The 26346-nt window shown below is 34.9% G+C and carries 27 protein-coding genes, 1 pseudogene and 1 other annotated feature; of the genes and pseudogenes, 10 read left to right on the forward strand and 18 right to left on the reverse strand.

Features of this window, described 5'->3' with window-relative positions; genetic code table 11:
- Positions 1 to 276: 276 nt before the first annotated feature.
- A complete protein-coding gene (locus BAU23_RS13115) occupies positions 277 to 576 on the reverse strand; it encodes a hypothetical protein (protein ID WP_071734596.1) in 300 nt (99 codons plus the stop codon).
- Between the two features lie 15 nt (positions 577 to 591).
- Positions 592 to 1187: pseudogene (locus BAU23_RS13120) on the reverse strand (cytoplasmic protein); the annotation flags it as partial.
- Positions 1188 to 1226: 39 nt separating this feature from the next.
- On the opposite strand from BAU23_RS13120, the gene BAU23_RS13125 reads away from it, so the two are divergent.
- Positions 1227 to 1598 carry a DUF1433 domain-containing protein gene (locus BAU23_RS13125; RefSeq protein ID WP_071734597.1) on the forward strand — a complete coding sequence of 124 codons (372 nt, stop codon included), beginning with the start codon at positions 1227 to 1229 and terminating at the stop codon, positions 1596 to 1598.
- 117 nt (positions 1599 to 1715) lie between these two features.
- On the opposite strand, the gene BAU23_RS13130 is transcribed toward BAU23_RS13125, so the two are convergent.
- The 3 genes from BAU23_RS13130 to BAU23_RS13140 form a co-directional block, all read right to left on the reverse strand.
- Entirely contained in the window at positions 1716 to 1961 is a 246-nt protein-coding gene (locus tag BAU23_RS13130; RefSeq protein ID WP_071734598.1) for a YusU family protein, read from the reverse strand.
- A gap of 47 nt (positions 1962 to 2008) precedes the next feature.
- On the reverse strand, positions 2009 to 2311 hold the full coding sequence (locus BAU23_RS13135) for an MTH1187 family thiamine-binding protein (RefSeq protein ID WP_001018862.1): 303 nt from the start codon (positions 2309 to 2311) through the stop codon (positions 2009 to 2011).
- Between the two features lie 79 nt (positions 2312 to 2390).
- Positions 2391 to 4385, reverse strand: a complete 1995-nt coding sequence (locus BAU23_RS13140; protein ID WP_071734599.1) for a methyl-accepting chemotaxis protein — start codon at positions 4383 to 4385, stop codon at positions 2391 to 2393.
- 208 nt (positions 4386 to 4593) lie between these two features.
- Here BAU23_RS13140 and BAU23_RS13145 point away from each other — a divergent pair, with 208 nt between their 5' ends.
- Positions 4594 to 5352 carry a TrmB family transcriptional regulator gene (locus tag BAU23_RS13145; protein ID WP_071734600.1) on the forward strand — a complete coding sequence of 253 codons (759 nt, stop codon included), beginning with the start codon at positions 4594 to 4596 and terminating at the stop codon, positions 5350 to 5352.
- 31 nt (positions 5353 to 5383) lie between these two features.
- On the opposite strand, the gene BAU23_RS13150 is transcribed toward BAU23_RS13145, so the two are convergent.
- The 6 genes from BAU23_RS13150 to BAU23_RS13180 all read right to left on the reverse strand — a co-directional run bounded on the left by BAU23_RS13150 (position 5384) and on the right by BAU23_RS13180 (position 12935).
- On the reverse strand, positions 5384 to 6994 hold the full coding sequence (locus tag BAU23_RS13150; protein ID WP_071734601.1) for an MSCRAMM family protein: 1611 nt from the start codon (positions 6992 to 6994) through the stop codon (positions 5384 to 5386).
- 554 nt (positions 6995 to 7548) lie between these two features.
- A complete protein-coding gene (locus BAU23_RS13160; RefSeq protein WP_116733293.1) occupies positions 7549 to 8793 on the reverse strand; it encodes an MFS transporter in 1245 nt (414 codons plus the stop codon).
- Between the two features lie 51 nt (positions 8794 to 8844).
- Complete coding sequence (locus BAU23_RS13165; RefSeq protein WP_071734604.1) at positions 8845 to 10158, reverse strand: APC family permease; 1314 nt, start codon at positions 10156 to 10158, stop codon at positions 8845 to 8847.
- A gap of 64 nt (positions 10159 to 10222) precedes the next feature.
- Positions 10223 to 10459, reverse strand: a binding site (T-box leader).
- A 288-nt stretch (positions 10460 to 10747) separates the two neighbouring features.
- The gene (locus BAU23_RS13170; protein WP_071734605.1) at positions 10748 to 11710 is read right to left on the reverse strand and encodes a hypothetical protein; all 963 of its coding nucleotides are present in this window, start codon (positions 11708 to 11710) and stop codon (positions 10748 to 10750) included.
- A 129-nt stretch (positions 11711 to 11839) separates the two neighbouring features.
- Positions 11840 to 12622, reverse strand: a complete 783-nt coding sequence (locus BAU23_RS13175) for a membrane protein insertase YidC (protein WP_000920516.1) — start codon at positions 12620 to 12622, stop codon at positions 11840 to 11842.
- Positions 12623 to 12650: 28 nt separating this feature from the next.
- On the reverse strand, positions 12651 to 12935 hold the full coding sequence (locus BAU23_RS13180) for a hypothetical protein (RefSeq protein ID WP_000394940.1): 285 nt from the start codon (positions 12933 to 12935) through the stop codon (positions 12651 to 12653).
- Positions 12936 to 13209: 274 nt separating this feature from the next.
- Here BAU23_RS13180 and BAU23_RS13185 point away from each other — a divergent pair, with 274 nt between their 5' ends.
- Positions 13210 to 14103, forward strand: a complete 894-nt coding sequence (locus BAU23_RS13185; RefSeq protein ID WP_000530031.1) for a YitT family protein — start codon at positions 13210 to 13212, stop codon at positions 14101 to 14103.
- 110 nt (positions 14104 to 14213) lie between these two features.
- On the opposite strand, the gene BAU23_RS13190 is transcribed toward BAU23_RS13185, so the two are convergent.
- Positions 14214 to 14735: a GNAT family N-acetyltransferase gene (locus BAU23_RS13190; protein ID WP_000406912.1), complete on the reverse strand. Its 522-nt coding sequence runs from the start codon at positions 14733 to 14735 to the stop codon at positions 14214 to 14216.
- A 461-nt stretch (positions 14736 to 15196) separates the two neighbouring features.
- On the opposite strand from BAU23_RS13190, the gene BAU23_RS13195 reads away from it, so the two are divergent.
- Positions 15197 to 15583, forward strand: a complete 387-nt coding sequence (locus BAU23_RS13195) for a DUF3938 domain-containing protein (protein ID WP_001077772.1) — start codon at positions 15197 to 15199, stop codon at positions 15581 to 15583.
- Between the two features lie 235 nt (positions 15584 to 15818).
- Here the strand turns inward: BAU23_RS13195 and BAU23_RS13205 are convergent, their stop codons facing one another.
- The 4 genes from BAU23_RS13205 to BAU23_RS13220 form a co-directional block, all read right to left on the reverse strand.
- Positions 15819 to 15959, reverse strand: coding sequence for a DUF3985 family protein (locus BAU23_RS13205; protein ID WP_000404783.1), 141 nt, complete (start codon positions 15957 to 15959; stop codon positions 15819 to 15821).
- Between the two features lie 96 nt (positions 15960 to 16055).
- Positions 16056 to 17138 carry a M50 family metallopeptidase gene (locus tag BAU23_RS13210; RefSeq protein ID WP_083583352.1) on the reverse strand — a complete coding sequence of 361 codons (1083 nt, stop codon included), beginning with the start codon at positions 17136 to 17138 and terminating at the stop codon, positions 16056 to 16058.
- Positions 17139 to 17151: 13 nt separating this feature from the next.
- Entirely contained in the window at positions 17152 to 17865 is a 714-nt protein-coding gene (locus BAU23_RS13215) for a DUF3169 family protein (protein ID WP_083583353.1), read from the reverse strand.
- On the reverse strand, positions 17849 to 18088 hold the full coding sequence (locus BAU23_RS13220; RefSeq protein ID WP_208611241.1) for a helix-turn-helix transcriptional regulator: 240 nt from the start codon (positions 18086 to 18088) through the stop codon (positions 17849 to 17851). Before BAU23_RS13220 ends, BAU23_RS13215 begins: the two co-directional genes overlap by 17 nt.
- Before the next feature lie 245 nt (positions 18089 to 18333).
- Here BAU23_RS13220 and BAU23_RS13225 point away from each other — a divergent pair, with 245 nt between their 5' ends.
- Positions 18334 to 19026: a hypothetical protein gene (locus tag BAU23_RS13225; protein WP_002077813.1), complete on the forward strand. Its 693-nt coding sequence runs from the start codon at positions 18334 to 18336 to the stop codon at positions 19024 to 19026.
- Positions 19027 to 19068: 42 nt separating this feature from the next.
- Here the strand turns inward: BAU23_RS13225 and BAU23_RS13230 are convergent, their stop codons facing one another.
- Positions 19069 to 19683, reverse strand: coding sequence for a DedA family protein (locus BAU23_RS13230; RefSeq protein WP_000455363.1), 615 nt, complete (start codon positions 19681 to 19683; stop codon positions 19069 to 19071).
- Positions 19684 to 20098: 415 nt separating this feature from the next.
- On the opposite strand from BAU23_RS13230, the gene BAU23_RS13235 reads away from it, so the two are divergent.
- The 5 genes from BAU23_RS13235 to BAU23_RS13255 all read left to right on the forward strand — a co-directional run bounded on the left by BAU23_RS13235 (position 20099) and on the right by BAU23_RS13255 (position 24587).
- Positions 20099 to 20542, forward strand: a complete 444-nt coding sequence (locus BAU23_RS13235; protein WP_071734609.1) for a DUF3978 family protein — start codon at positions 20099 to 20101, stop codon at positions 20540 to 20542.
- Positions 20543 to 20571: 29 nt separating this feature from the next.
- Entirely contained in the window at positions 20572 to 21033 is a 462-nt protein-coding gene (locus BAU23_RS13240; protein WP_000735646.1) for a L,D-transpeptidase, read from the forward strand.
- 359 nt (positions 21034 to 21392) lie between these two features.
- The gene (locus BAU23_RS13245; RefSeq protein WP_071734610.1) at positions 21393 to 22058 is read left to right on the forward strand and encodes a response regulator transcription factor; all 666 of its coding nucleotides are present in this window, start codon (positions 21393 to 21395) and stop codon (positions 22056 to 22058) included.
- Positions 22036 to 23478, forward strand: coding sequence for a sensor histidine kinase (locus BAU23_RS13250; protein ID WP_071734611.1), 1443 nt, complete (start codon positions 22036 to 22038; stop codon positions 23476 to 23478). Before BAU23_RS13245 ends, BAU23_RS13250 begins: the two co-directional genes overlap by 23 nt.
- A gap of 206 nt (positions 23479 to 23684) precedes the next feature.
- Positions 23685 to 24587 (forward strand): EamA family transporter, encoded by a 903-nt coding sequence (locus BAU23_RS13255; protein WP_000410493.1) that lies wholly within the window; start codon positions 23685 to 23687, stop codon positions 24585 to 24587.
- Between the two features lie 43 nt (positions 24588 to 24630).
- On the opposite strand, the gene metG is transcribed toward BAU23_RS13255, so the two are convergent.
- Positions 24631 to 26265, reverse strand: coding sequence for a methionine--tRNA ligase (metG, locus tag BAU23_RS13260; protein ID WP_071734612.1), 1635 nt, complete (start codon positions 26263 to 26265; stop codon positions 24631 to 24633).
- Positions 26266 to 26346: the final 81 nt, after the last annotated feature.

Raw genomic sequence — 26346 nt, forward strand, 5'->3', positions numbered from 1 at the left:
GACATTTATAAAAAACGGGTTTACTAGGCAAAAAATAAGCATGTCGAAAATATTCGACATGCTTATAAAACCCTTTATATTCCATGTAAATTATATGAGGATATTAATGTAAAGAACAATATATGTTTCATATTCATCAATCATCGTGACTTTGAATATCTACTTAAAAAGGGATGCAATGACTAGCACTTACAATTAAATATACCCTTTTACAGTAAAACCAACTTTCTATGTAGATTAAGACTCATTTTATATTTTGCATATAGAGGATATTAATTAATATTTTGGCCCCATCATCATAAACTGATTGGCAAAACTGTCTACACTTCTTTTATATCTTTCTAAATCACCTTCTATATTTTGAAATTGATTAAGTACATACATTAATTTATCTTCAGTTTCACTTAATCTTCTTTCAATTTCGCTTGCAGTGTTCCCTTTCCAATTATGAGCTAATAATGTTTTGATAGAATATAGTTTGATTTTGTGATTTTCTAAATCTGATAAACACGCAGCTAATTGATTGGTTGCCCCTTGTACATCTAAAGAATGTTGAATAACATCATAGTTTTTCATGCTATTTCCTCCTATTTAGCCTTCATTATCCACCCGTTCAAATTCATTTGCCTTTTGATAAATAAAATCTGATGTAGAACGTAGAGATTCCACATAGTTTCTTTGGAATTGATTTACAGCATACGTGATTGTAGGGATTAAATTACCATCTACACTAGCCGGTGATTGCTGTAATACTTGTATAATCTTTGAGCTGGCTTCCACGATTTTTTCGTTAATATGATCTATTTCACGTTGTAAATCTGTTGTAATGGCTTGAATATCCTCAACTTTCAGGTGGATTTCTGTATTCTTAACTTGGCGAATAACGCCATGGGGTTCGGCTACTAACATCGGACTTCCATCAGAGTGGAACATTCCTTGAAATGTATCCATAGGGTGTTCTGACATAAGTAAAAGACCCAGTACACCATGAGAAGTTCCATTACTTTTTACAACATATTGTTTACCAATCGGATTTGCACCAAATTGTTCAAAATTCCCTACAGCATCTTTTTCATGTGTATAATCAACAGCCTTATGATCCATTACACCTTCATCTACACGTTTTTTGCTTCATCACTTAACAAGCGATAAATATTAGGTGCAGCATATGTTGTCGCATAAAAATCACTCATTTCATGATATATTTTAATGCAAGGAGATTCCAAATGAAAAAGAAATTGGTAATTATATTTGTCATAATTTGTATTATAACAGGAGGATATATTGCGATGAAATATGTAGAAAAGAAAAAACAGGAAGAGCAATTTTGGAAAAAACAAGAAGCACGAGTGGAAAAGTACATTCGTTATAATGTAAAAGATGTGAAATCTATTACATTTACAAAAAGAGAAATAACCCCTATGGGCATTCCACATATAAATGGATATATAAACCAAGATGATAAATTATGGTTTATAGCTAGTGTCAGTACTACAAAAGATTTTGAGGAACAGCTTACACGTTCTGGAGAACTGGGAAAACTTATAAAAGAACCTGAAAAATCTGTATCCGAAATAGAAAAAGAAGAAAAAAGATAGAGCATTAATTCAATCAGCATTCTTCCAAGAACATACGAAATAACTGATTAAACAATCAAAAAATGCACAACCTTTTCTCAATATTGTATTGAGAAAAGGTTGTGCATTTTATTGTTTTTATCCTTCATTTCTCTTCTCTTCATTCAGCCTTTTAATATCCGTAATTAACTGCACCATCTCTTCTTTCGCATCAGGATAAGTCTCATTCCAATGCTTCACTAAAACTGGCATCGTCTTAGCCATATAAGAATAAAGCGCCCATTTTTGCACCTGCTCTTTTCGCTCTTCGTTACTCTCTCCAAGTAATAGCTCCGTGTATTTCTCTAGTAATCCATCAAATTGCTCGTTAAACTTTTCACTCATCTTATTTCCTCCTATATGAAAAAAGCAGCGAAGATCGCTGCTTTTTCTTATAATTTTGATCGAACAGAGTTTAATTTCTTCTCCATTGTGCTTACTTTATCACGGCGATCATCAATACGAATTGTTGTTGCAACACGTTGTGCACCTTTCGTATATGGAACTTCATGCATTTGTTGAATTACTTCTAGAATGACAGGAAGATCTCCTTCAATAACCGTATTCATCGGTGTTAATTGATACTTCACGCGATCTGCATTTTTCTCTAGCACCTTTTGTACTTCTGCTACATATTCACTAACACTTGGATTACCTGTTCCTACTGGAATAATCGATACGTCAACAATTGCCATAGTAGTCTTCCTCCTATTAAATCGCTTCTTATATATCCATTATCTATTTTACCAAAATTTTTATCATTTTAATAATTTGTTATTCGTCTACTTTAAACTGCTCAACCAATCTTTCTAAGTCCTGCATATTCTCTGTCAAACTTTCCATTGTATGAGCCACTTTTTCTAAATGATTAACTTGTGACTCAGTCGCTGTATTAACCTCTTCAGAAACAGCTGCACTCTCTTGGCTTGTACTAGCAATTGTTTGCATAACTTCTGTAATTTCTTCTTGCTCATGACCTATATTTTGCACTTCTGCTACAATCTTTTCGACTGAAGTACTAATTGTGCTTACAACTGACATAATTGTACGGAATTCTGCCTCTGCCTCTGTCGTAACTTTATTTTGTACATCTGCAATATCTTTTAATTTACTTACAACTTCTACAACTCGTTTTACCTCTACTTGTACATCGCCAATCATCGTTGCGATTTCTCCTGTTGCCTCTTTCGATTGTTCCGCTAACTTTCGAACTTCTTCAGCAACAACAGCAAAGCCCTTACCTTGCTCACCTGCACGTGCTGCTTCAATCGAAGCATTTAAAGCTAGTAAATTCGTTTGATCCGAAATACCCTTTATAAGCTCTACAACATTTTGAATGGATCCAACTCTTTTCTCTAACTTACCGGATGCTTCTTCCGTATGAACAACGATAGAAGATGATTGTGCTCTTGTACGAACTAAATTCCGCATCGTATTTAATCCTTGCTTAGACGCTTCTTCCGCCTTGCCAGTCACTCCCTTTATTTCACCAACGGAACCATTCATTTCTTCCATCGATTGCGCCATATTTTCAAGTTGCGCTGAAACCTTATCTACACTATTAGCAAGAGTAGATGCGCCTCCGCTCACATCATCCATTGCACCTGAAACTTCTCTACTAGCCGCTACCGTTTCATTCGTTAAATAATACAGATTGTGAGTTGATTGCTGTACTGTCGATACACTATTTTTAATTTCACTTACCATTTCATTCATTTGCTCAACCATATGATTAAAGTGATTCGTAAGCGTACCAACCTCATCTTTACTTGTCACCTTCATTTGGAGTGTTAAATCACCTTCCGCTACTTTTTGAACGTGATTTGTTAATAGTTGTAATGGTCTTGCTAATCTTCTTGAGAATATATATGACGCAACTATTCCAATTAATAAACTTATACACGCCATTAAAATAACCGTATTTCTTGTTTCTACAAGTAAATTATCAATTTCCTCTTTCGGATATACAATCCCTACCTTCCAGTTCATCTTATTAAAGGTTTGACTATACGCAACTACATCTTTCTTATCTAGTGTCGTTACTGCAAATCTCGTTTCACCTTTATTTAAACTTTTCACAAGTGGTTCTTTCGAAACATCTTTCCCAACTTTCCCCGGATATACAAGGGCAATATGTTTATCATTTACGATAAACATTTCCCCGCCATTGTTATATTGAATATTATGGAGTAGTTTTTGAAGTGTCCCTAGCGATACGTCCATTGCCATAACTCCTAATACTGAGCCATCTTGACCAACAATAGCCTTTGAAACTCCGATACTTAGCTTGCCTGTCGCAACTTCATAATGTGTTTGTCCCCAAATAATAGAATTCGTATCTGCTTCTGCTGCTTTATACCAAGGGCGACTCGTCGGATCATATCCTTCTGGAATCGTCCCACCATCTGCAATATTTGCACTTAATGTCTTTTTATCTTTCGTCCCAATATATACGTCTAAAATATCGGGGTGGGATTTTTTAAAATAGGAAAACTCCTTTAATATAGAACTTTCTTCTTCTGGCGTAACTCCATCTTGTAACATATTTTGAATGCTATAATGGCTCCCATAATACCCCATGCCCTCTTCAATTTGCTGCATAAATGCATTTAATTGCTCTGTCACAAGATCCATCGTATTTTTAGAATACTGGTCTAAGGAGTGCGTTTCTTTTTCTTTTTGTAATTGATACACAGCTGTACCTAATATTACAAACATCATAGAAATAAGCACCGAAAACACTACTGCAATTTTTAAACTTCTCAACATCTTCCCTCAAGCATCTCCTTCTCGATGAATTATAACTCTATTAATTACTATATTAAGTATAATAGATAAATATAAAAGCTCAATCTATATAGTATAAAAAATTAAAATTTATTCTCATTTCAATCAACTTAGTTATTATCTCAACACTTGTGCAAAAACAAATAGTTCATTATCCTTAACATATAATCTCATTCGTTCGGAGGGAACTATGCTACAAAAATTCGGTTTCTCACAATATGAAAGCCAGGCCTATGAAGTTGTCGTATCAAGCAACGAACCATTAGATGCAACAACTATCGTTAAACATTCAGGTGTTCCAAAAGCAAAAATATATGAAGTGTTAGCACGCCTCATTGATAAGGGGATGGTAATGGATTCTGTTTCAGAAAAGAAAAAGTTGTATACAGCATTACCACTCAAGCTAGCAATTGAAAAATTAACGACAGAATTCCAATCTAATATTAAAGAACTTGAAAATAATATTTCTAAAAAGTCATTTACAGATGACCGCGTTTGGAGCTTAAAAATGCAGTCTTCTATTAAAGTACAAAGTAGGCAACTTATAGAAGATGCAAAAGAATCTATACGCATATCCGCATGGAACGATACCCTTTTAGAATATCTTCCTTTACTAGAACAAAAAACAAAACAAGGTGTCCAAATCGAGTCCCTCATAGTTGGAAAAGTAGAAACAGACTTAGAAAACATGCATTTTCTAATCCCAACTGAAGAACCTAACGCATTAGAGCGCTACTTACTACTCATCGTTGACGATCGTGAAATTTTATTTGCTGGTGTAGAGCAAGAATCATGGCAAGCGATGAAAACAATGTCACAACCTTTCGTGAAGTTCTTTACGGAGTTCTTCTATCATGATGTTGCACTTGCAAAGATTACCCTGAAACACCATGATCTCTTTATGGAAGATGAGGAAATTAAGAGCTTGTTGATGAAGTTGAGATACTAAAAAAAACGCCTCTATTTCAAGGCGTTTTTTTCTACATTTCTTTTCTATTTTTCATTCTTAACACATAAGCACCAGCAATAATAAAACTAATTCCTAAAACGAATAACGACGTAAATTCATTACCGACGCCACCAGTAGCTGGTAAACGAACTTCATTATGAGTATTAGGTTGTTTTACCGGCTTCACATCAGTGGAAGGTTTCACTTCTCCACTCGGTGTTGGCTTATTTGGCTTAGAAGGAAGTGATGCCTTTTCTTCTTTCTTATTTTTCACAATATGTTTAATAATTTCTCCATTCTCTTTTATTTCAAATGCGAATGTCTCTTCATTTATTACATATCCATTCGGTGCTAATGTTTCTTTATACGTGTACTTTCCGTATGCTAGTTTGAATTTCGCTACACCTTGCTCATTTGTTTTTCCTTTTACTACTTCTTTTCCTTGTTCGTTATAAATTGTAAACTCTGCATTTGGCAGTTTCGTATTTCCATCCGCTACATCTACTTTCGTTATTTCTAATTCACCTTTTAGATTTTCATTTTTCAACTCTAATACAGCTGTTTCACCAGTTTTCACTTCAATTTTTTTAACACTTTCGTCTAACACATATCCAGCTGGCGCTTGAATTTCTTTGACGCTATATATACCGATTGGAAGATTACCTAGCTCCGCAACCCCCTTATCATTTGTCGTAACATTTTGTTTAAAGTTTTCATTAGAGACTTCAAACACAGCTCCTTTTAATAATTCCTTTTTTTCTCCTAATTTCATAATCTTTAAAGAGCCTACTGATTCCCAATTTACAGCTAAATCTGTACTGATTTTCTCACTATTTCTTTGTAACAATACCGTTGTATTTTGAACTTTTCCCGAGCCTTTAAAAGCTATTGCTTGTAAATTTGTTAAAGTAGACTTCACTTTCATTTTAAAATTTCCACTACTCGTATCTTTCGGGATTAATATTTTAAATTTTTCGTTAATTTGTAATGTACTTTTCTCTTCTCCATTTTCATTTACAATTCGAAGTCCTTTAGGAGCATTTTCAGGAAGAATTGTATAAGAGCCAGAAACCGCATTTGTTTGCACTGCATAAAACCCTGTTTCTAAATAGTCACCTTTTTGTGTAGCAGTTTGTGGATCTACAGGATTAACTTCAAAAAACACATCTTGTGATCCAGTTGTATTTTTTGAAGCTTCTACTAACTTCTTCATAAGATTATGTACTCGTTCATTTTTTGCAACTAAATCTTCTTCCGTTAATTCATTTGCTGCAATCCATACTGCTAATTGTGTCGCATAATGCGCTTCTTCTACTGTCGCTACACCTAATTCAGATGGGCTTTTTTGAGGATATCCATTTAATAAAACACGATATACAGCATCAGATGTTTTTCCCATTTCAGGCAAATCATCCCCATTGGGAGAACGTAAATCAGGCGTTAAACAATACGCAATACTACCCGAAGCCGTTTTAATTATCTCTGTCTTTATTTCACGCTGTTTCGAATTACTATAGCTCCAATCCATTTTATATGTTTCTCTGTTCATTACTTCTGCCTTCACTTGTGGCATTGCAATTCCTAATAAAATAATAAGAGCACTTAAAAAACTAAACCATTTTCCTAACATCTTTCGTTTCATTCTCTCCACCACCATATATAAATTTCTACATGAAGCAATCTTACTGTTTCATTGTACTTATAGTAAAAAAAAGAGAATAGGTGGTTTTTTTGTAGTATCTTGTCGAATTGTTGAGAAATTTAAACGGATAAACTGCGAATTTTGAATTTCTCATTCTCATTCTCATTTGACTATTGATAAATAAAGATAATTTGCGCTCAGCCCTTCAAACATAATAAAAAGGCACTTTCAAAAGTACCTTTCAAATTTGCTAAAATTAAATTTCTTTATATCTGTATATAATTATTTTCAAAATAACTACTATTACTTATTCTTCTCCTTTATCTCCATCAACAGTTCAATAATTTTCTCATTTTGCTCCACTTGTTTCTCTGAATTTTGATAGATGAAACGAACCCATCTAAATATAAAAATTACAAGAAAGAATGGTATGATCGTAAATAGAAAACCAATTATTGAAAAATTTGAATACATGTACTATCACCTCGCTATATACACCCTTCTCTCCGCCCCTGCTAAACCCTTCAATTTTTTACAAAACAAAAAAGAACCTATCAAACGATAGATTCTTCTTTCGCGAACTGAGTAGAGCGTCCTCTCGTAATAGAGAAAATCGCACAAAGCAGTGCCAATATAATGAAAACGCCGCCTACCCAAGCGTTATATATAACAGATGATTTCTCAATAACAACTCCGCCCACTGTTGAGCCAAGTGCAATTCCTAAATGAAGTGCAGAGTTATTTAAACTTTGCTGAATACCAGCTGATTCTGGCGCAATTTCAATCAAATAGTTTTGCTGTGCTGGCGAAATTGCCCAGCTCAGCATACTCCAAAGTCCCATCATAATAATGAACAGCGGGAATGAGAATGTCATCATCGGCAACATAAAGATTGCACATGCAAATACGATAATGATGGAAATAATACTTTTCTTCGATCCCCATTTATCAGCAAGCCAGCCGCCAAGGCCACCTCCAAGTACCGCTGCAATTCCGAAAATGAAGTAAAATACACTAATCCAGTTCGCTTCCACATGCATCACATCTTTTAAAAATGGTGTTAAGTATGCATACAGTGTTAAATGACCTGTTAAAAATAAAAATGATGTTAACTGTGCACTTACAATTTTTTTATCCTTTAACGTAGCAATTTGTTCTCTTATTGATAATACCGATGTTGGTGGTACTTTCGTTAAGAATAATGAAATACAAGCAATCGCCATAACCGTTAATATTGAAATTAACACAAATGGCGCACGCCATCCATATGCATTTCCGAGTACAAGGCCAAGTGGTACCCCAAGTACGAGCGATCCACTAATCCCCATAAAAATGATTCCAATTGCACGCGCACGAAAATGTGGCTCTACTACACTAGAAGCAAGTGTTACTGACAGTGCAATAATAAGCGATCCACTCGCTGCACAAATTACCCTTGAGAACATTAACATCCCGTAATTCACACTAAATGCCGAAACGATATTTCCAATTAAGAAAATTGATAATGCCACAACATACAATTTCTTTCTTTCAAACTTGCCGGTTAATGCTAATAAAACCGGACCTGACAAAGCAAATACTACTGAAAATATTGTTATAAGCTGACCAGCTGCACTAATAGATACTCCTAAATCATTGGCAACTAAATCGAGCGTTCCTCCTATAATTAGCTCAACCGTTCCGACTACGAAAGCCGCAATAGCTAGAATATACACACGAAAATTCAAGTCTTTCCCCACGCTTTCTATTTTGGTTACTACGACTATAGTAACCAAAATAGAAACTGTAAGCAAGTACAACTTTTTTACAGTAAAAAAGGGTAGGCGTATTATACGCCTACCCTTCAATCATTACACTTCAGTTTTGTTCCTCTTATTTAAATACCAATACACTGGAAGTCCAGTAAATACCATTCCAATCGATAAGAAACAACTTACCGGATCGTTAATAATCGCACTTCCAAGTACAAACAATGACCCTAAAATCGCAACGATTGGTACAATCGGGAATAACGGTACACTATATGCACGCTCTTTATCCTTGTTACGTCTTCTTAAAATGAAGACACCAATAAACGTCATTACGTAGAAAATATAAATAATGAATACGGAAATCTCAGATAGCTTATTCGGATCACTAATAAGCATTAAAATAATTCCTAATATGATTTCAACAGTAATCGCATTCGCTGGGGTTTTAAATCTTGGGCTTTCCTTTGCAATAAACTTAGAAAACGGAAGGTGTCCACGCTCTGCCATCGACATCGGAATACGTGGGAATGTTAAGATCTTTCCATTTAAACAGCCGAAAATAGAAATGATAATACCGATACTAATAATTTTCCCGCCATATTCTCCAAGTAACATGCCCGCAGCTGTCGCTGTTGCATTTTCTCCAAGATCTACAATTTTCGCTGCTGGTAATACATTTAATAACGCTAAGTTAATTAATACGTAAGCAGCTGTTACAATTAAAATCCCAACTGTCATTGCCTTCGGTAATAATTTTGTTGGGTTCTTCATTTCTCCGCCAATAGAAGCGAGTAAAATCCAACCATCATAAGCAAATAAAGTTGCCAAAATTGCCATCCCGATACTTTGATTTTCTGATATCGGTACAACTACGTTGAGGATATCACTATTCCCTTTCCAAAACCCTAACACAACAATTAATATAATTGGAATCATCTTCCCAACTGTCGTAACGGTTTGAACGATGCCTCCATATTTTGTTCCCATACTATTTATAACGCCTAGGAACACAACTGTTCCAATTGCAATTGGTAAATTCCAGACTTTATCTAAATAGAAAAAATTAATCATTAAAGAACTAAAGTACAAACCTAACGTTCCAATAATAGCTGGACCATATACAATCGTTTGCATCCAGCCAGATAGATACCCCCAAAAGCTTCCGTAAATCTCCTCTAAATACGTATACAACCCACCATTTTTCGGAATCTGCGCTCCAATTTCGGCTACTGTTAAACCACTTGCTAACGTCAACAGACCACCAATTATCCAAGCCCAAATAGCCATATTAGAACTCCCTGAGTAATCTAATACACTCCCTGGTTTCATAAACACACCAGACCCAATAATAGTTCCTACTACGATAGAAAGTGCCACTGTTAAACCAATTTTGTTTTTCTCATCATGATGCATGCTGCATATCCTCCTTCCAATTCTAGTGTGATGCAAAAATGAAATAAAAAAACACTCCTCCCTAAAAAGGGACGAGTGTTGTATTCGTGGTTCCACCCTTGTTTCAATTCGCAAAGTGACACACTTCACCAATTTCTCAAGTCTAAATAACGGTTTTTGCCGGCAAGCAATTACTAGATATTCGTTCACTGCTGCAGTTCAGAGGGGGTAATCGATTTTCCCGTATTAGGAAGCTCACAGCCAAAGGCTTCCCTCTCTGAGAATCGTAAAAAATTGATCATGTCCTCATCATCACTTCTTGATGTCGAATTTTGTAGTTATTTCCCATTATATTGAATTGTTAGAAAAAATCAATATATTTTTTATATAACATAAGAAATATTTCTCTTCTTATATTATAACAGAAGCTACTTTATTTCTCTAATCTCCTCTTCCACGAACGCCATAAGATCGTAAATGAAATCATATCGATAATTCGACAAAAACGACAACGATATCACTCTAAATACTAAAAGGAGGCTGTCCCAAAGACAGCCTCCTCGCATACGTACCTTTCGGTTGCCCACACGAAAGATACGACATAGTTCAATTATTTATCTTCTTTTTTCATAAAAAATTTATGGTGCGGTAAATTAACATTCAATTCCTCTAATTGTTTCTTTTCATTTTCTAAAATTGCTTTCGCTTTTTCTTTTGTTGCCTCATCTAATCCAGTAAAGATATCTTCATGCTTCTCTTTCTCTGGAAGTTTTACACCTAGCTTTGTTAATTCTTCTTTTGCTTGCTCATGTGTTAATTTCCCTGATTTTTCTTGTTCAAAAATAGACTTTGCTTTTTCTTTCGCCTGATCATCTAAGTCAGCAAGCATATCTTTACGCTTACCTTTCTCCGGGAATTTCACACCTAGCTTCGTTAATTCCTCTTGCGCTTGTTCACGTGTTAATTTTCCAGACTTCTCTTGTTCTAAAATTGACTTCGCTTTTTCTTTCGTCTGATCATCTAATCCCGCAAACATATCACCATGCTTACCCTTCTCTGGCAATTTCACGCCTAACTTTGTTAATTCCTCTTGCGCTTGTTCACGTGTTAATTTTCCGGACTTTTCTTGTTCTAAAATCGACTTCGCTTTTTCTTTCGTCGCTTCATCTAGGTTCGCGAACATTTCCTTATGCTTACCCTTCTCTGGCAATTTCACACCTAGTTTTGTTAATTCCTCTTTTGCTTGCTCACGTGTTAATTCCCCAGATTTCTCTTGCTCTAAAATCGACTTCGCTTTTTCTTTCGCCTGATCATCTAATCCCGCAAACATATCTTTACGTTTTTCTTTCTCTGGAAGCTTTACACCTAGCTCCTCTAACTGTTTCTTTGTATCATCCATAATCGTTTTTACTTTTTGTTTTGTAGCGTCATCTAAATCCTTCTTCGCCGTTTTTGTAGGTTGCTCAGCCGCCGGAGTATTCGTTGCCGCAAATGCTGGTATACCCACTCCTCCTATAATTCCAAATGATAAAGCACCTGCAATTGCTAAATACCCAACTGTTTTCTTCTTCATAGGAAATTTCCTCCTTCATATTTCTAAAGCATGTACACTTTCGTATACAATGCCAATAGTAATGTTGGTTTCTTAAAATTTCCTTAACGATGTAAATAAAAAACACCGCTCATCATGAGCGGTGTTTTTCTATGCATTTTGTAATTGTACTTCTTCACGTTCCATTACTTTTCTTAGCACAATTGTTTGTGTCATTGTAAATAAATTACCTGTAATCCAATACAGCACAAGTCCTGATGGCGCCGCAAATCCCATAAATAGAATCATTGCAGGCATCATAATTTGCTGTATTTTTAGCATCTGTACTTGCTCTCCAGGCGTTACATTTGATTGGAACACCTTCATTTGAATAAATGTTGTTAACGCTGCGATAATCGGTAATATATGATATGGATCTGCATGTCCTAGGTTCACCCATAAAAATGAGGATGTACGAATCTCTTCAGTTCGGCTAATCGCATAATACAAAGCAGAGAAAATCGGCATTTGTATAAAGATTGGCCAGCACCCAGCTAACGGATTCCAACCGCCTGATTTCATTAGTTCTGACATTTCTTTTTGATACTGTTTTTGTTTTTCAAGATCTTTACTCACATCACCGTGTTTCTTTTTCAGCTTCTGTAATTCAGGTTGCATCTTTTTCATTTTCATTTGACTGCGATATTGCGAAACAGCTAATGGAATCATCGCTGAACGAACAACTAGCGTAATAACAATGATAGCAATCCCGAAACTTCCACCAGGTATATGATGAGCAACAAATTGAATCATAAACGAGATTGGATATACGAAATAATGGTTCCAAATTCCCGTACTATGTGAATCGATTGTGCCTGCATTACTGCAGCCAGATAAAACAAAAACAAGTAATAATGATAAACTAATGAGCGCAGCTCGGTATGATTTTAACATGTTCATTCCTCCAATGTTTCGTAATTAATTAGCGAAACATTGGTGTATACGGACCTACCTCGTCACTCTCTCCGCTCGATTCTTGTCTACGGACAGAACGAATCATTCCATATTTATAAAAAATAGAGAAAAGCGGTACATTTCCTATACCCTCTTCACACGTATCAACTAGTTTAAAAGCTCTCTGTCTACCGCTCGATGCTTGCTGACGTACAAAGCGAGAAACGTTAGCAAGAAAAAAGACTTCTAATACACAAAGCGCTGTCGTTACAAACGATATATATAGAATTGCATCCTGCAATAAAAATTCCATCGCTTCACATCCTTAATAAAGTCATTTTAGCATATTCAGCAAACATTCTCTATTTCCTTTTGTTCTCAAAAGTTTTTTTGCATATTTTCTCAAAAAATTATGCTAGAAAACCAATGTATTCGCTTTCTTTAGTATATTCACACGTATCTTTGAATAGGTTTAATTTGTTAGAAATTTATAAAATTTTTGCATTATAATAAAACTATTGCCAGTTTTTGAAAAAAGCTTTATTCTCTTCTTGTAATCAAAAATGAATATGGAGATGAAACATACTATGGGTCAACTAGGAGACGCCGATTACGTTCCCGACACCGCCTTTTTATCCTTCCCAGCAGCTAAAACATTTCATTTAGAATTTATCATACAGTTAGTTGTTATTTTTATAGCTTCTATTTTGTATGCAATTTCTATGAATATGTTTTTTATCCCGCATAATATGATTAGCGGTGGATTCGCTGGTGTAGGGATGATTATCGGTTATTTAATGCACTACAATATCGGAGCACTTATCTTTTTACTAAACATTCCGCTTCTTATTTTAAGTCACTTTTACTTAGGTAAGAAGACAACCTTTTTAACGGCATACTTTGTAGCTGTATCATCTTTAGCGATGAACATTATCCCAGTACACCAAGTTTCAGACGATATTTTACTGTCTTCTGTATTCGGTGGTGTCATCTGCGGTGCTGCCTCAGGAATCATATTCCGATTTGCTTCTTCAACAGGTGGTTTTGATGTTGTTGGATTGATTGTAGCGAAACATCGCGATGTTTCAATTGGAGCAATCATCTTTGGATTCAACTTAATCTTACTTGTTGCAGCAGGATTTATTTTCGGATGGGATATTACACTTTATACGTTAATTAGTCGGTTTGTAGTCAGCAAAGTAATTGATGCCGTGCATACAAAACATATTAAATTAACGATAATGACAATTACAGAAAAAGGTGAGGAAATAAAAAGCTCACTACTACATCACGGCATACGCGGGGTGACAATGGTAGATGCTGTCGGCGGCTATACAAACCATAAGAAAAAAATGATTTACACTGTCGTAACTCGCTACGAGTTGGGCGAAATGAAACGTATTATCCGCCAAGTGGATAATAAAGCATTTATGAACATTACTGAAACAGTTGAAATTGTCGGCCGTTTCAAACGTATATAAAAAAGGTTAATACATTAAAGGGCATAACATATTAGTCATATATAATATGTTATGCCCTTTGTTATTCAACTAACGCACCCTTTAGCATAATAAAACCACGAAGTTTATTACTACAAATCCGAGGATAGCATTCCATATACAAAACTATCTGTCCACTCATTTTTATTCCAAAAATCTTGTATGAAATGGGCTTCCTTTCTCATGCCTATTCGTTCACACAATTTTTTTGAAGCTGTATTACGTGCATCAAGATTAGCTTGTATACGATGTACATTAAATTCATTAAATAATTTAAATACCAAACTACTTACTGCTTCTGTTGCCAAACCTCTCCCAGCTACTTCATTTGAAAAACTATAACCAATCTCAACAGTATCTTTCATATTTGTGTACCATACGGATAAATCACCAACTACTTTAGTCTTGTATATAACTGCCAAACTTAATATTGATTCTTCAGTAAGTACATTGTTTGCTAGCTTCTTATTAAATCTTTTCTGCATGTCTTCATGAGTCCACTTATTATGTAATAGGAACTTACATGTATCATCATTATTATAAATAGCAAATACATCCTGTAAATCAGTACTCTTAAAAGGTCTAATTATTAATCTTTCTGTTGTGATCTCCAAGTTAGCTCTCCTCCCTTACATTCATGCTACAAAATATTTTTTATAGTATTTAAGCCTCCTTCTTAGATCTCACCTTGATTACATATTTCATCATAATAAATTAAAATCCTTCTTCCACTAAACTGCATTGTTAGTGGTATTTCCTTGCGATTTTTATTTTTTACACTTATTACAAAATCAGATAATTCTATTATTGTGGCCCTAAATGTGTTATAATGAAAGCAGACTCACAAAAAAAGAGTATATAGACTTGGAAGTTTCTCTTATTTTTACAAGCAAAAAGAAACGAGCAGTCAGGTATATTTCAGACACCATACACGTAACGGTTTAAAAAACCGATCATCTTAGTTATTCTTCCATGATCTTTTTATAAAAAGATACGTACAACTAAAATTCACTTCAATATACTATACCTACCTTTTTGACTTCCAAATCATCTTATTACATAAGGAGATGAACCTATGAATCAATATATAAGATATACAATAGCTGTCCTGTTTGCTATTATCGGCGGAACAATCTGCTTCTGGACAAACACTCAGCTTGGAGAGAATATCATTTTTAATGGAATCGAAACCCTTGTAAGCGCTTCAATTTTAGGTGGATACATTTACTTCCTCTTCAATCCAGAAGAAAATGCTCAAAAAACAATGTTATTAACAATGATCGGAATCGTTGGCGGATGTATTTCCTACTCAATGACAAACTATACATTACCACTTCAATTAAGCTCAGCTTTCTTCCACGGTCTTTGGACTTGGTTCATTGCATTCTGCCTAGCAGATGTATTCAACCTACTACAAGATCACGAAGAAGAAAATGGTCAACAAATTGAAAGCAACTCTTAAGCTGGAAGATATTCTTCCAGCTTTTTTGTTTGTTATCCTTCCCTGTTCATACCCATCATCAAAATAAAAAGAAGTTACCCCCACGGCAACTTCTTTTCCACATACCCCATCCGGTACTTACCGGAATATATCAACGATTTTTCAAATATATCGATCGTTTCTCCACTTATATCGGCGATTTTTTCATTATATCGACTTACCGACATCCTTCGACACTCAAGGCGTACAACATACCCTATCCCCCAAGTAATTTACTGCCGAACTCTACGATTAAAAAGATAACTAATAGGATCGCGAGTATCTTTAATGCTACATATGCTACTTTAAAAACAGCATAAATGAGCAAGACTATTAAAATAATCGTTAAAATTTCCATCTAGAATTCCTCCAAGCTTTGCTCTTCTTACCTCATTTTACTCGCCCCAAGCTTTTTACGGAACGGCAGAAGATTACATATAGAAAAGAGGATACCTCACCCATCGTAAGATACCCTCTCCTTCAGCCGCTCAAACCATTCTCTCTCCAGTTGTAAATATCCCAATTCACTCTTCTCAGCGGTCTTCAACTCTTTATCTGCTTTCTTCATATAAATATGGAATGCTTCTATGTCTTGCTCTAAATATTTGATAATTCCTTGTGCGCGGTAATACCCATGTAAGTCTAGCCTTGTAATGGCCTTTGCATGATTCTTCGCTTCTTGCAGAGAAAGACCTTCCTTTTGATACAGTACTCTATATAAAAGATACCAACTATGAAAACTACCAACAAAATATTTATTCTCTTTTGTCACAGGTAACTGCACAATTTTCTCTAAATACACTATCGCCTTTTCCATTCCTTCTTGATCAGCTCGGGCATAAAAGACGAGCATAAGTCCACTCATTATCTCGCTTATACTTTTATCCTCTTTTAATTTTTCCTCACTAAGTTCTATTAATCTCTCATCCCAATCTTCTGGTCTTTTGTAACTAAATAACTCACTCGATACTTGAATCGTGTATAAATGCTCTCTAGCCTTTTCATCATCTTTAATTAAAATGAGAAATTGCATGCCATCGCTTAGTAGCGTTCCCTTTATTGGAATTGCTGTGACGACAAAGATTGCGAGATGTAACACAGAAAAGTATAAAAGCATGTGGTAATAACTCACCATATATATGTAACCTGATACAATGCAAAATACGAAACTCGTTAATGGTCCGCTTAAAGTCATCCAGGCCCATTTTTTTGAGAGGTTCGGTGTGTATGTGGAAGGCGGTACTAACATTGCGACGCCACCAACATACATCCATATTTTATTTTCTCGAATTCGTATTTTTCCCTTTTCTTTTTGAACAGTAATAGGCCCTACTGTCATAAACTTAAATTTCAAACCACCCATCAAACCGAATATTACATGCCCTAATTCATGAATAGCTAACACAAGCAATGCAATCCCGAAAAAGGCCCATATTTCTATAATTTGCTGTACTTTTTCTATTCGAATGAATCCGTATAAAGCGGAGCAAACGAAGGCAACGAACATTGAAAAAGCAGGTCTTTTTAAAATGTCCACCGTTTTTCTCCCCTTAATAAATCATTTTTCTATGCATTTCGTACATATATGTTCCAACATGTAAAACCCAAACAAATGAAATCATAATGACCATAAAGAAGTCTTTTCCATCTAAAATTGCATACGCAATCGCCACCAACCACGCACAAGCAAGTGTCATATTTGTATATTGATATGCCTTATATCCCGCTTCATGAACAATTTGCTTTTGCCCTTCATCTGCATTCTTTGCCCACATTTCCATTGACTGAGAATACGTAACACTCTGTTCTGGATATAGAGCGTTATACCTTTTCCTCATTACAGATCCTAACCAAGTTATAGCAATGAAGCACACTGTAGATACCACAATACTTACACTAACAAAGAGCAAGTTCCCCTCACTTGTATACGTTCTATAAAAAGCGATAACTGAGCAAACAAACCATGATGGAATAACAATTTCCATTACTCTAAAATAAATAAGCGCTATCCCTAATCTTCGTCCCTTAACATTTTCTTCTTCATCTTTCGTTTGTGCGAGCGCTCTTGTACGCTTCCAAATATAATATATAATCGCTACGCCAAATACACTCACCATCACGACGCTAATAACAGGAGATATTTTGCTAGTACCCGCTGTTGCAATATCCCCTACTACATACCCTATAAACCCACCAAAAATTGCTCCTACTAACAATTTCAATATAGCCGTCATTTTCCCATTTCCCTTACTCCCCATCTCCATCTTCCCCCTCCACTAACATAAATATCTCCTCCACCGGCGCTCCAAAAATTTGTGCGATTTTTAGCGATAACACAATAGATGGCGCATAATCCCCACGTTCAATTAAACTAATGGTTTGCCGTGATGAGCCAATCGCTTTACCTAACTCACCTTGTGATAAACGATGCTTTGCTCGAAATTCCCTCACTCGATTTTGAAGCTTCATGTCTTCCCTCTTTTTCATTTATTTAATTAAAATTGTAAATAATATCCTGTTAAATGTCAATTATCATTGTCATTTTGACGTAGATACATGTCAAAAATACATATATATTATACTAGATATAACGTATATAATAATTTTTAAGAACTACATAATTGAGGTGTCTCATGGATAAAAGAATGGTCTTTCCTTACGCTCTTATTAAACTTTCAGCGGCCTGTTCTCTCTTTTTTTCTTTTTTATTATTTTTCTTTATAGGAAGTGATATGAACTTCTTTAAAACTTCCGCATACTTAACTGGATTTTTATATAATTTTTGGTTTTACCTTCTTTTCTTCTACGCGATTTTATGCTCGCTTGTAATTGACAAATTAAGTTCAAAACATAATAGCACGCCAAGAAAAGTTTTGCTTTATATTCTATCTGGTTACTTATTCTTTCTTCCATTGCATATATACAATGGGGGAGATATTATCCTAACTCTCATAATAGGATCTGTAGGAGCAATTTGTTCACTTTTCTTTTATTTATGTACATGTATAGCAAATAAATCAAAATGGTTTCGATATGCGACCGCTATTATCATTCCTATTTTATTCATCGTAATATGCTCTATTGATTTTACAAAAAAAGAAAACTGGGTTGAGCATAGTACAAAAAATGCATTCGAAGCGGAATTCTCGTTTTTTAACGGCACACATAAAATACCCGTTTATGTAAAAAAGGGAGAAACACTTGAAGTTAACGTAAACTTCCTTATTACTGAAAATAGCGCCTATCAAGGTTATAGCACTTACTTTTCTAGTGAATTTAATAAATATGAACCGCTTTCCGAACTAAACGACGATACGTATGAACTTTCCCCTAGTAAAACGGGAACATATTATATAGTAGTGACCGGTTACGGTATCGAAGGAAAAATAAAAACAAACTGGAAAATAAAAAAGGCAGTGCCCTAAAGCACTGCCTTTTCTAAAATCTGACATAGAATGGATTCCATATTAACTTGCGTTTTGTAAAAATACTCGTTTTAGTTGCTTGCGGAAACGAACACTTAACGTAATTGCTACAATGACAATAGCTCCGAAAATGATTTTGCCGATATGATCTTCCAATAATCCGAAAATATCATGTAAGTTACCACCTAACCAGTAGCCACCGATTAAGAAGAATGATACCCAGAATAAAGCACCTGAATAAATTGTAATCGCAAAACGGCGAAACGGTAAGTTAATGATACCTGCAAAGTATCCTGTAAAATGACGTACTCCAGGAATGAAGAAACCGATAAAGATAAGGAAATATCCGTATTTATCAAACCACATTCTCGTTAAATCAATTTTTCTTTGTGTTAAAAATACATACTTCCCATACTTTTGAACAAAAGGCATGCCAAGCTTATTCCCTAAAAAGTATTGAATCGTCATTCCTACACTTGTCCCAATAAAGGATAGGATAATTAAAATAGGTAAGCTTAGATCACCCTTCTGTGCTAAAAATCCCGCATATGCTAATGTTGGCTCTCCCGGAAACGGCAGTGCAATATATTCTAACAGCAAGCCTACAAGCACTACATAATACCCGTATTGCTGAAATAATTCATGAACCCATTCCATGTCATCTCTCCTTTCAATCACGTACAACTTCTTACTATATATTGTATAAAAAAATTGTCGAAATAACTATCGCAATAGCTTACATTTTTATTACATTTTTGTAAGGCTCACACTAACGTTTTCTATTCTTTATTTAATTATATAAATTATCGCTTTAAAACGAGATGACACCTATCTATTACACTGGATAGGGACATTAATACACAAAACTTATCCAGTTTTTAACACTCGGAAATCGCCTCATTTTGTTCTCTATAAAAAACCATAACAAACTCATACTAACTTCATATTAGCTTCATATACGTATTGTAAGATTATATCGGAATTTGTTGAATACTTTTACTACTATATTACCTAAACATTAAATTGAATAAATATAAATCGCTTTCTGAAAATGAAAAAAGGGAGAATAGGAATGGAAGCTTATAAAATGCACGATTTTATTAATACCAATATTGAATCTCATCCAAATGAAACGATTTTTAACTTACACATATATGAAACAAATGAATTTGACGTAAGTTTAACAAAATCTACAACGCTATCCTTTATCATTTCTAAAAAGAATATTAAGATTGTCACGAAAAAATGGATTAATTCTAATCACGAAAGCATGATTGGAAAAAGTTATATCATTCCAACTAAAGCCTTTCATTATTTCTTACCTATCATTTCTGAAACAGAAGATGAAATGAACATTCAAGTACAGAGCTTTGGGCTATACGGTGAGCTTCTACTAAATGAAAGATTACTTATTGATAAAAATAACAAATATAATGCAAAAATCGCCAATTTTTTTGAATCACTAAATGAAAACGTACATCAAGCATTACGCGGATTACAAATTCGTTGTATATAACACTACTAACATAGTAAAAGGAGAATATAATGAAAAAATTACTAGTAACTATAATGTTATCGTTAGGTTTTTTAACTGTTCCATATATGTCTGCAGAAGCAGCTTCAACTAACGAACAGCTTATCGTTGACACGAAATTAAATAAAATGGATTTCTATCAAAATGGAAAGTTTATAAAAAGCTTCTCTGTCGCTACTGGCAAAGTTGCAACGCCTACACCGAAAGGTACTTTTCAAGTGGTAAACAAAATTAAAAACCGTCCTTATTATAAAGGACATATTAAAGGCGGCGATCCACGTAATCCACTCGGTGATCGTTGGCTCGGATTAAATATGGCAGGAACATACGGAACAACGTATGCAATTCACGGCACTAACAATAATCAAGCGATTGGTAAAGCTACAACACTTGGCTGTATTCGCATGTATAACAATGATATACATTGGTTATTTGAACGTATCCACGATCGTGCCACTGTCACTGTAAAATAACATATGAACCAGATTTACATGTAGCCAAGAATTTTATATCTTGGCTTATTTTATTTATTCATTTACAGTAGCGAAACAACTATACTTGCATATATAATAAAAGTAGCCCGCACTAAATAGCATCGAAACATCGATACACATGGATATTAAAATTAAACAGTTATAATATTTTATAACTGTTACATTGCACACTATAATAGAACTACTGTGATTCTGAAATATTCAGTTCCAATAAACAATTCCCCTTGCTACTTTTATGATTACTTTATAGCAGGGGCTTATTATATATATAACCTGAGTCATCCAAAAATGAAGAATTCGAATATTGCAGTAAAAAGCGTTATTTAGGAGGTGTTACTATGACGCATATACTGGTGATTGAAGACAACCCAGATATACAAGAACTTATTCGTGAATTTTTAACTGCCCAAAATTTTACCGTTGATGTGGTTGGCGCTGGAACGGAAGGAATTCTTCTTTTCCAAAAAAATTCATACGACCTTGTCCTCCTTGATGTAATGTTACCAGATATAGATGGTTATAGTATTTGTAAAATTATGCGAGGACAGTCTGATGTACCAATCATTATGTTAACAGGCTTACATAATGAAGAAAGTGAAATTAAAGGGTTTGAGTTGGGCGTTGATGACTATATTACGAAACCGTTCCATTACACGGTATTTATTAAACGTGTAGAAGCTGTATTAAGAAGAACAACAACGAAGGAAACCGAAACTGCAACTATACTACAATTCCATGAATTGATGTTAAATTCTACAGCATATGCGGCTTATGTTCATGGCAATCAAATTGAACTAACAACTAAAGAATTTGAGATTATATATACTTTGTTACAAAATCGAGGAAAAGTATTATCAAGAAGTGATTTGTTAAATAAGGTATGGGGCTATGAACATTATGGTGATGTAAGAGTTATAGATACACATATTAAAAATTTAAGAAAAAAATTGGGGATCCCTTATATTAAAACGGTGAAAGGCATTGGCTACAAAATCGAATCATAGCAAGGATAACATCACCAAAAATATTTTCATCAAAACCTTATTGTTTTGTGTTCTTTTATCACTTTGCCTGTATCAAATTATTTATTTTCTAGCTTTAGACTATGATAAAGAGCGTTATGCGCAAAACCCTGAAACTCAAACTGTGGAACATGCGGATTCAGTTACGAATCATGAACAAAATAATAGAGAAGAAAATAAAGTTGTTTCAGAGGGTAGCATCTCAAATTTCCAGTCATCTATTATAGATTTCAAAACACTCTCTACAGCTATTAATCATCTTTTGCAACCTAGCCAAACTGCAACTGCAAAAGAAAATGCAGAAAATCTTTCGGGGGAAAGCAACAAAACTGAATCACATACTAAAGCGGAACAAACGGCCGCTAACACTGCTTCCTTACATACACAAAATGCAGAAAAGAAAACAAATGAAACACATGATAGTCCAAGTTTAGCAGATGCCTTGCAACACTTAGCTCCAAATATTGGTGTAACAATGCTTGCATTATCTCTGCTCGGTTCTTTAATTTATGCCAAACTAATTGCCAAACCTTTTCAATATATAAGTGATACTTTAAAAGATATTATAAATCTGGACTGTTCAGATAAACAATCACCTAACAAAAATACAGATCAAACAGATTTCAATTTACAAGTAGCGGCTTCACAAGTCCCAACTATTGTGAGGAATCTACACGAAACAAATAAAGATTTACGAAATGAGCTCAAGAAAGAACAACAATTAGAACAATCTCGTAAAGAATTTATGTCTATGGTATCCCATGAATTAAAAACACCTATCGCAGCCGTTATGGGACAACTAGATGGCATGATTCACGGAATCGGTGCATACCAAGATAGAGACAAATATCTAAAACGATCCTATGAGATGATGCAAGATATTAACGCACTAATGGAAAAGATGTCAGAATTATCCAAAATGCAAAATCCTCAATTCAAACCGAATTTAGAAGTTATTTCACTATCTAACATCATTGAGGACGTTATGAGGAAAGTAGATTATTTTATATCTGTAAAGCAATTAACTGTTCAATCTAACATTAAACAAGATGTAACAATTTTAGCTGATCCTAAATTTATTCAAACTGCTATTTTTAATATTATTTCAAATGCAATTCACTATACAATCGATCATCAGTATGTATATATAAAGCTTTATGAAAAACCGAACGGTTACGCATTAGAGGTTTTAAATACAGGTTCACAAATAGATGAGGACAAACTCGCTCATCTATTCGAGCCTTTCTATCGCGCTAATCCTGGAAACAATGGTTTAGTACAAGGTAGCGGTCTTGGATTATATATTGTAAAACAAATACTAGATAAACATCAGTTTCCTTATGGAATACAAAACACACCTCAAGGTGTAAAATGCTCAATTGTCTTTCCAAAAGCAATGTAAACTACTACTATAATTTCATACCCCAAACTCATACTTCGTATGAGTGGCGGAATTTTGTAGAGTCTCTTACTCTGTTTCGTTCGCCCGTTGTCCTTATTAGGATAACGGGCGTTTTTTATTTATCCCGATTGGTGCGGGCTAATAATCAGTGAGGGATGAACACCCTCCACTGATTAAAGTTTCACTTTATATAAGGAGGTTTTCTCATGGAAAAATTTAAGTATTCATTATTAGTTTTATTCGGCGCTTGTAGCTACGGCGTACTTTCAACTATTTTTAAGCTTGGATTCATCGATGGATTTTCAGCACACCAACTACTAGGAGGACAATATGTCTTCGGATGGATTGGCCTACTTTTACTTGTCCTTTTCTTTTCACGTCATAAAGTATCAAAAAAACAATTCTTTTCGTTACTAACAGTCGGCACCACAATGAGTATGACAGGTATTTTCTATGCTATTTCGGTAGAAGAACTGCCAGCCTCTATCGCTGTCGTTTTACTCTTTCAGTTCACTTGGATTGGTGTAGTCATCGAAGCAATTGCCAACCGAACATTCCCAAGCCGTGAAAAAGTTATATCTATTATTATTTTGTTTACTGGTACATTGTTTGCTGGTGGAGTATTTGAAGGACTTGGACAAAACTTTTCGACGAAAGGTATTATCTTCGGGCTATTAGCTGCCGTCTCTTTCTCATTCTATGTATTTGCAAGCGGGCGCGTCGCTACAGATGTTCCGCCTTATACGAAAAGCTTTCTTATGACAACGAGTGCTACTCTTATTGTATGTTTATTTTTCCCGCCTACCTTTTTAACGGACGGCGCTTTACAAGCAGGCCTATGGAAATATGCTTTCTTCCTTGGACTGTTTGGAGTTATTGTACCTGTCATTTGTTTTTCAATTGGTGTACCGAAAGTCGGAACGGGGCTTGGGACAATATTAGGTGCAGCTGAATTACCAACAGCAATTATCGCTTCTATTACACTTGTTCATGAAGTTGTATCGCTCATGCAGTGGATTGGGATTGTATTTATATTACTCGGTATTTTCACACCACAACTACTTACTGCTAGGAAAGAAAAAAAACATAATCGTGTGCATAGTGCATAGAAAAAAGACCTTTCATTTACTTGAAAGGTCTTTTTTCTATATCTCACTTTACCGCTCCATATAACTTCTCTATCTCATGCTCAATTTGTTTTACATCAATTCGTTCAAATAATGGCTGCACGCTATCAATTCTATTGGGCAACGTATTTTGAGGTTCCCAATTTTGTTTAACAATCGACAATATGTTTCTAACTTTCTCACTTGAAAATGGTAAAAACGGTTCAAGGAGATTTGCAAAATTAGCGATAAGATAAACACAATTATAAATCGTTTCTTCACATGAAACTGGGGCATCTTCTCTTTGTTTCCAAGGCTGCTTTTCATCAAAGTATTTATTTGCAAAACGTACTGCATCAAATATTGTCTCTAATGCCACCTTAAATTTTGCTTGCTCAATCAATTCCCCTACATTTTTATATAATCCTTCTATCTTCTCCTTCAGCTCTACATTAATAATTCCCTTCGGCACAATGCCATCATAATACTTTTCAATAAACTTTAATGTTCGGTTCACAAAGTTCCCATATGCACCTAACAATTCACTATTATGACTGTATATGAATTCACGCCATGAAAAATCAGTATCACGATTTTCTGGTGCATTTACTGTTAAAAAGTAACGAATAGAATCTGGATTATAGCGTTCCAATATATCAGGTACCCATACTGCCCAGTTTTTACTTGTCGATAACTTTCTTTTTTCTACTGTTAAATACTCATTCGAAACGATATGACGCGGGATCGCTTCTTCTCCTATTCCAAGTAATACCGCTGGCCAAATGATGGAGTGAAACGGAATATTATCCTTACCATGTACATAATATGTTTTCGCATCTCTATCCCAAAACTCTTGATTAGCTTTCTCTGTTTCTTCAGCCCAGTGTTTACTCGCTGAATAATATCCTGTCACCGCTTCAATCCATACGTAAATTTTCTTATCTTCATATCCTTCCACCGGAATTGGTACCCCAATTGGTAAATCACGTGATACTGCCCTATCTTGTAATCCTTCCTTTAAATATCTCTCTGTTAATTGAATTGCATTGTCGCGCCATGTTCCTTTCTGCTTTGCAATTTCTACAGCCGCTTTAATTTGCTGCTGAAATTTATGCAATGCAAAATAGAAGTGCTCTGTTTCCTGTACTGATGGCGTACTACCGCATAACTTACACTTCTTTTCTAACAAATCGAGTGGATCTAAGATGGCAGAACAAGCATCGCATTGATCTCCTCTTGCTGCCTCATGACAATGTGGACAAAGGCCTTCTACATAACGATCTGGTAAAAATTGCGTACACGTTTCGCAATAAGCTTGTTCAACTACTTTTTTATAAATATAGCCTTCTTCTAATAAACGCAAAAAGACTTTTTGAACAGTTTCATGATGGTGCTCACTATCTGTACGTGTATAGCAATCATAAGTAAAACCAAGGCTACGAAAACATCGCTCAAACTCTTCGTGATACTTATCAGCAACTTCTTTCACCGTCACACCTTCTTGTTTTGCTCTAATTGTAATCGGTGTTCCATTACAATCACTTCCTGAAACATACAACACATGCTCACCTTTCGCCCTATAATAACGTGCTAAAATATCTCCTGGTAACAAACTAGCAATGTGTCCAAGGTGTAACGAACCATTTGCATACGGCCAAGCGCCTCCAATAAAAATACTCACCTTATATTCCTCCTTTAAAATATAAAAAGCCCCGCCCTTATCTTAAAAAAGATAAGGGCGGGGCTGTATAAACAGTCGCGG

The sequence above is a fragment of the Bacillus nitratireducens genome (assembly GCF_001884135.1).
Taxonomy (GTDB): domain Bacteria; phylum Bacillota; class Bacilli; order Bacillales; family Bacillaceae_G; genus Bacillus_A; species Bacillus_A nitratireducens.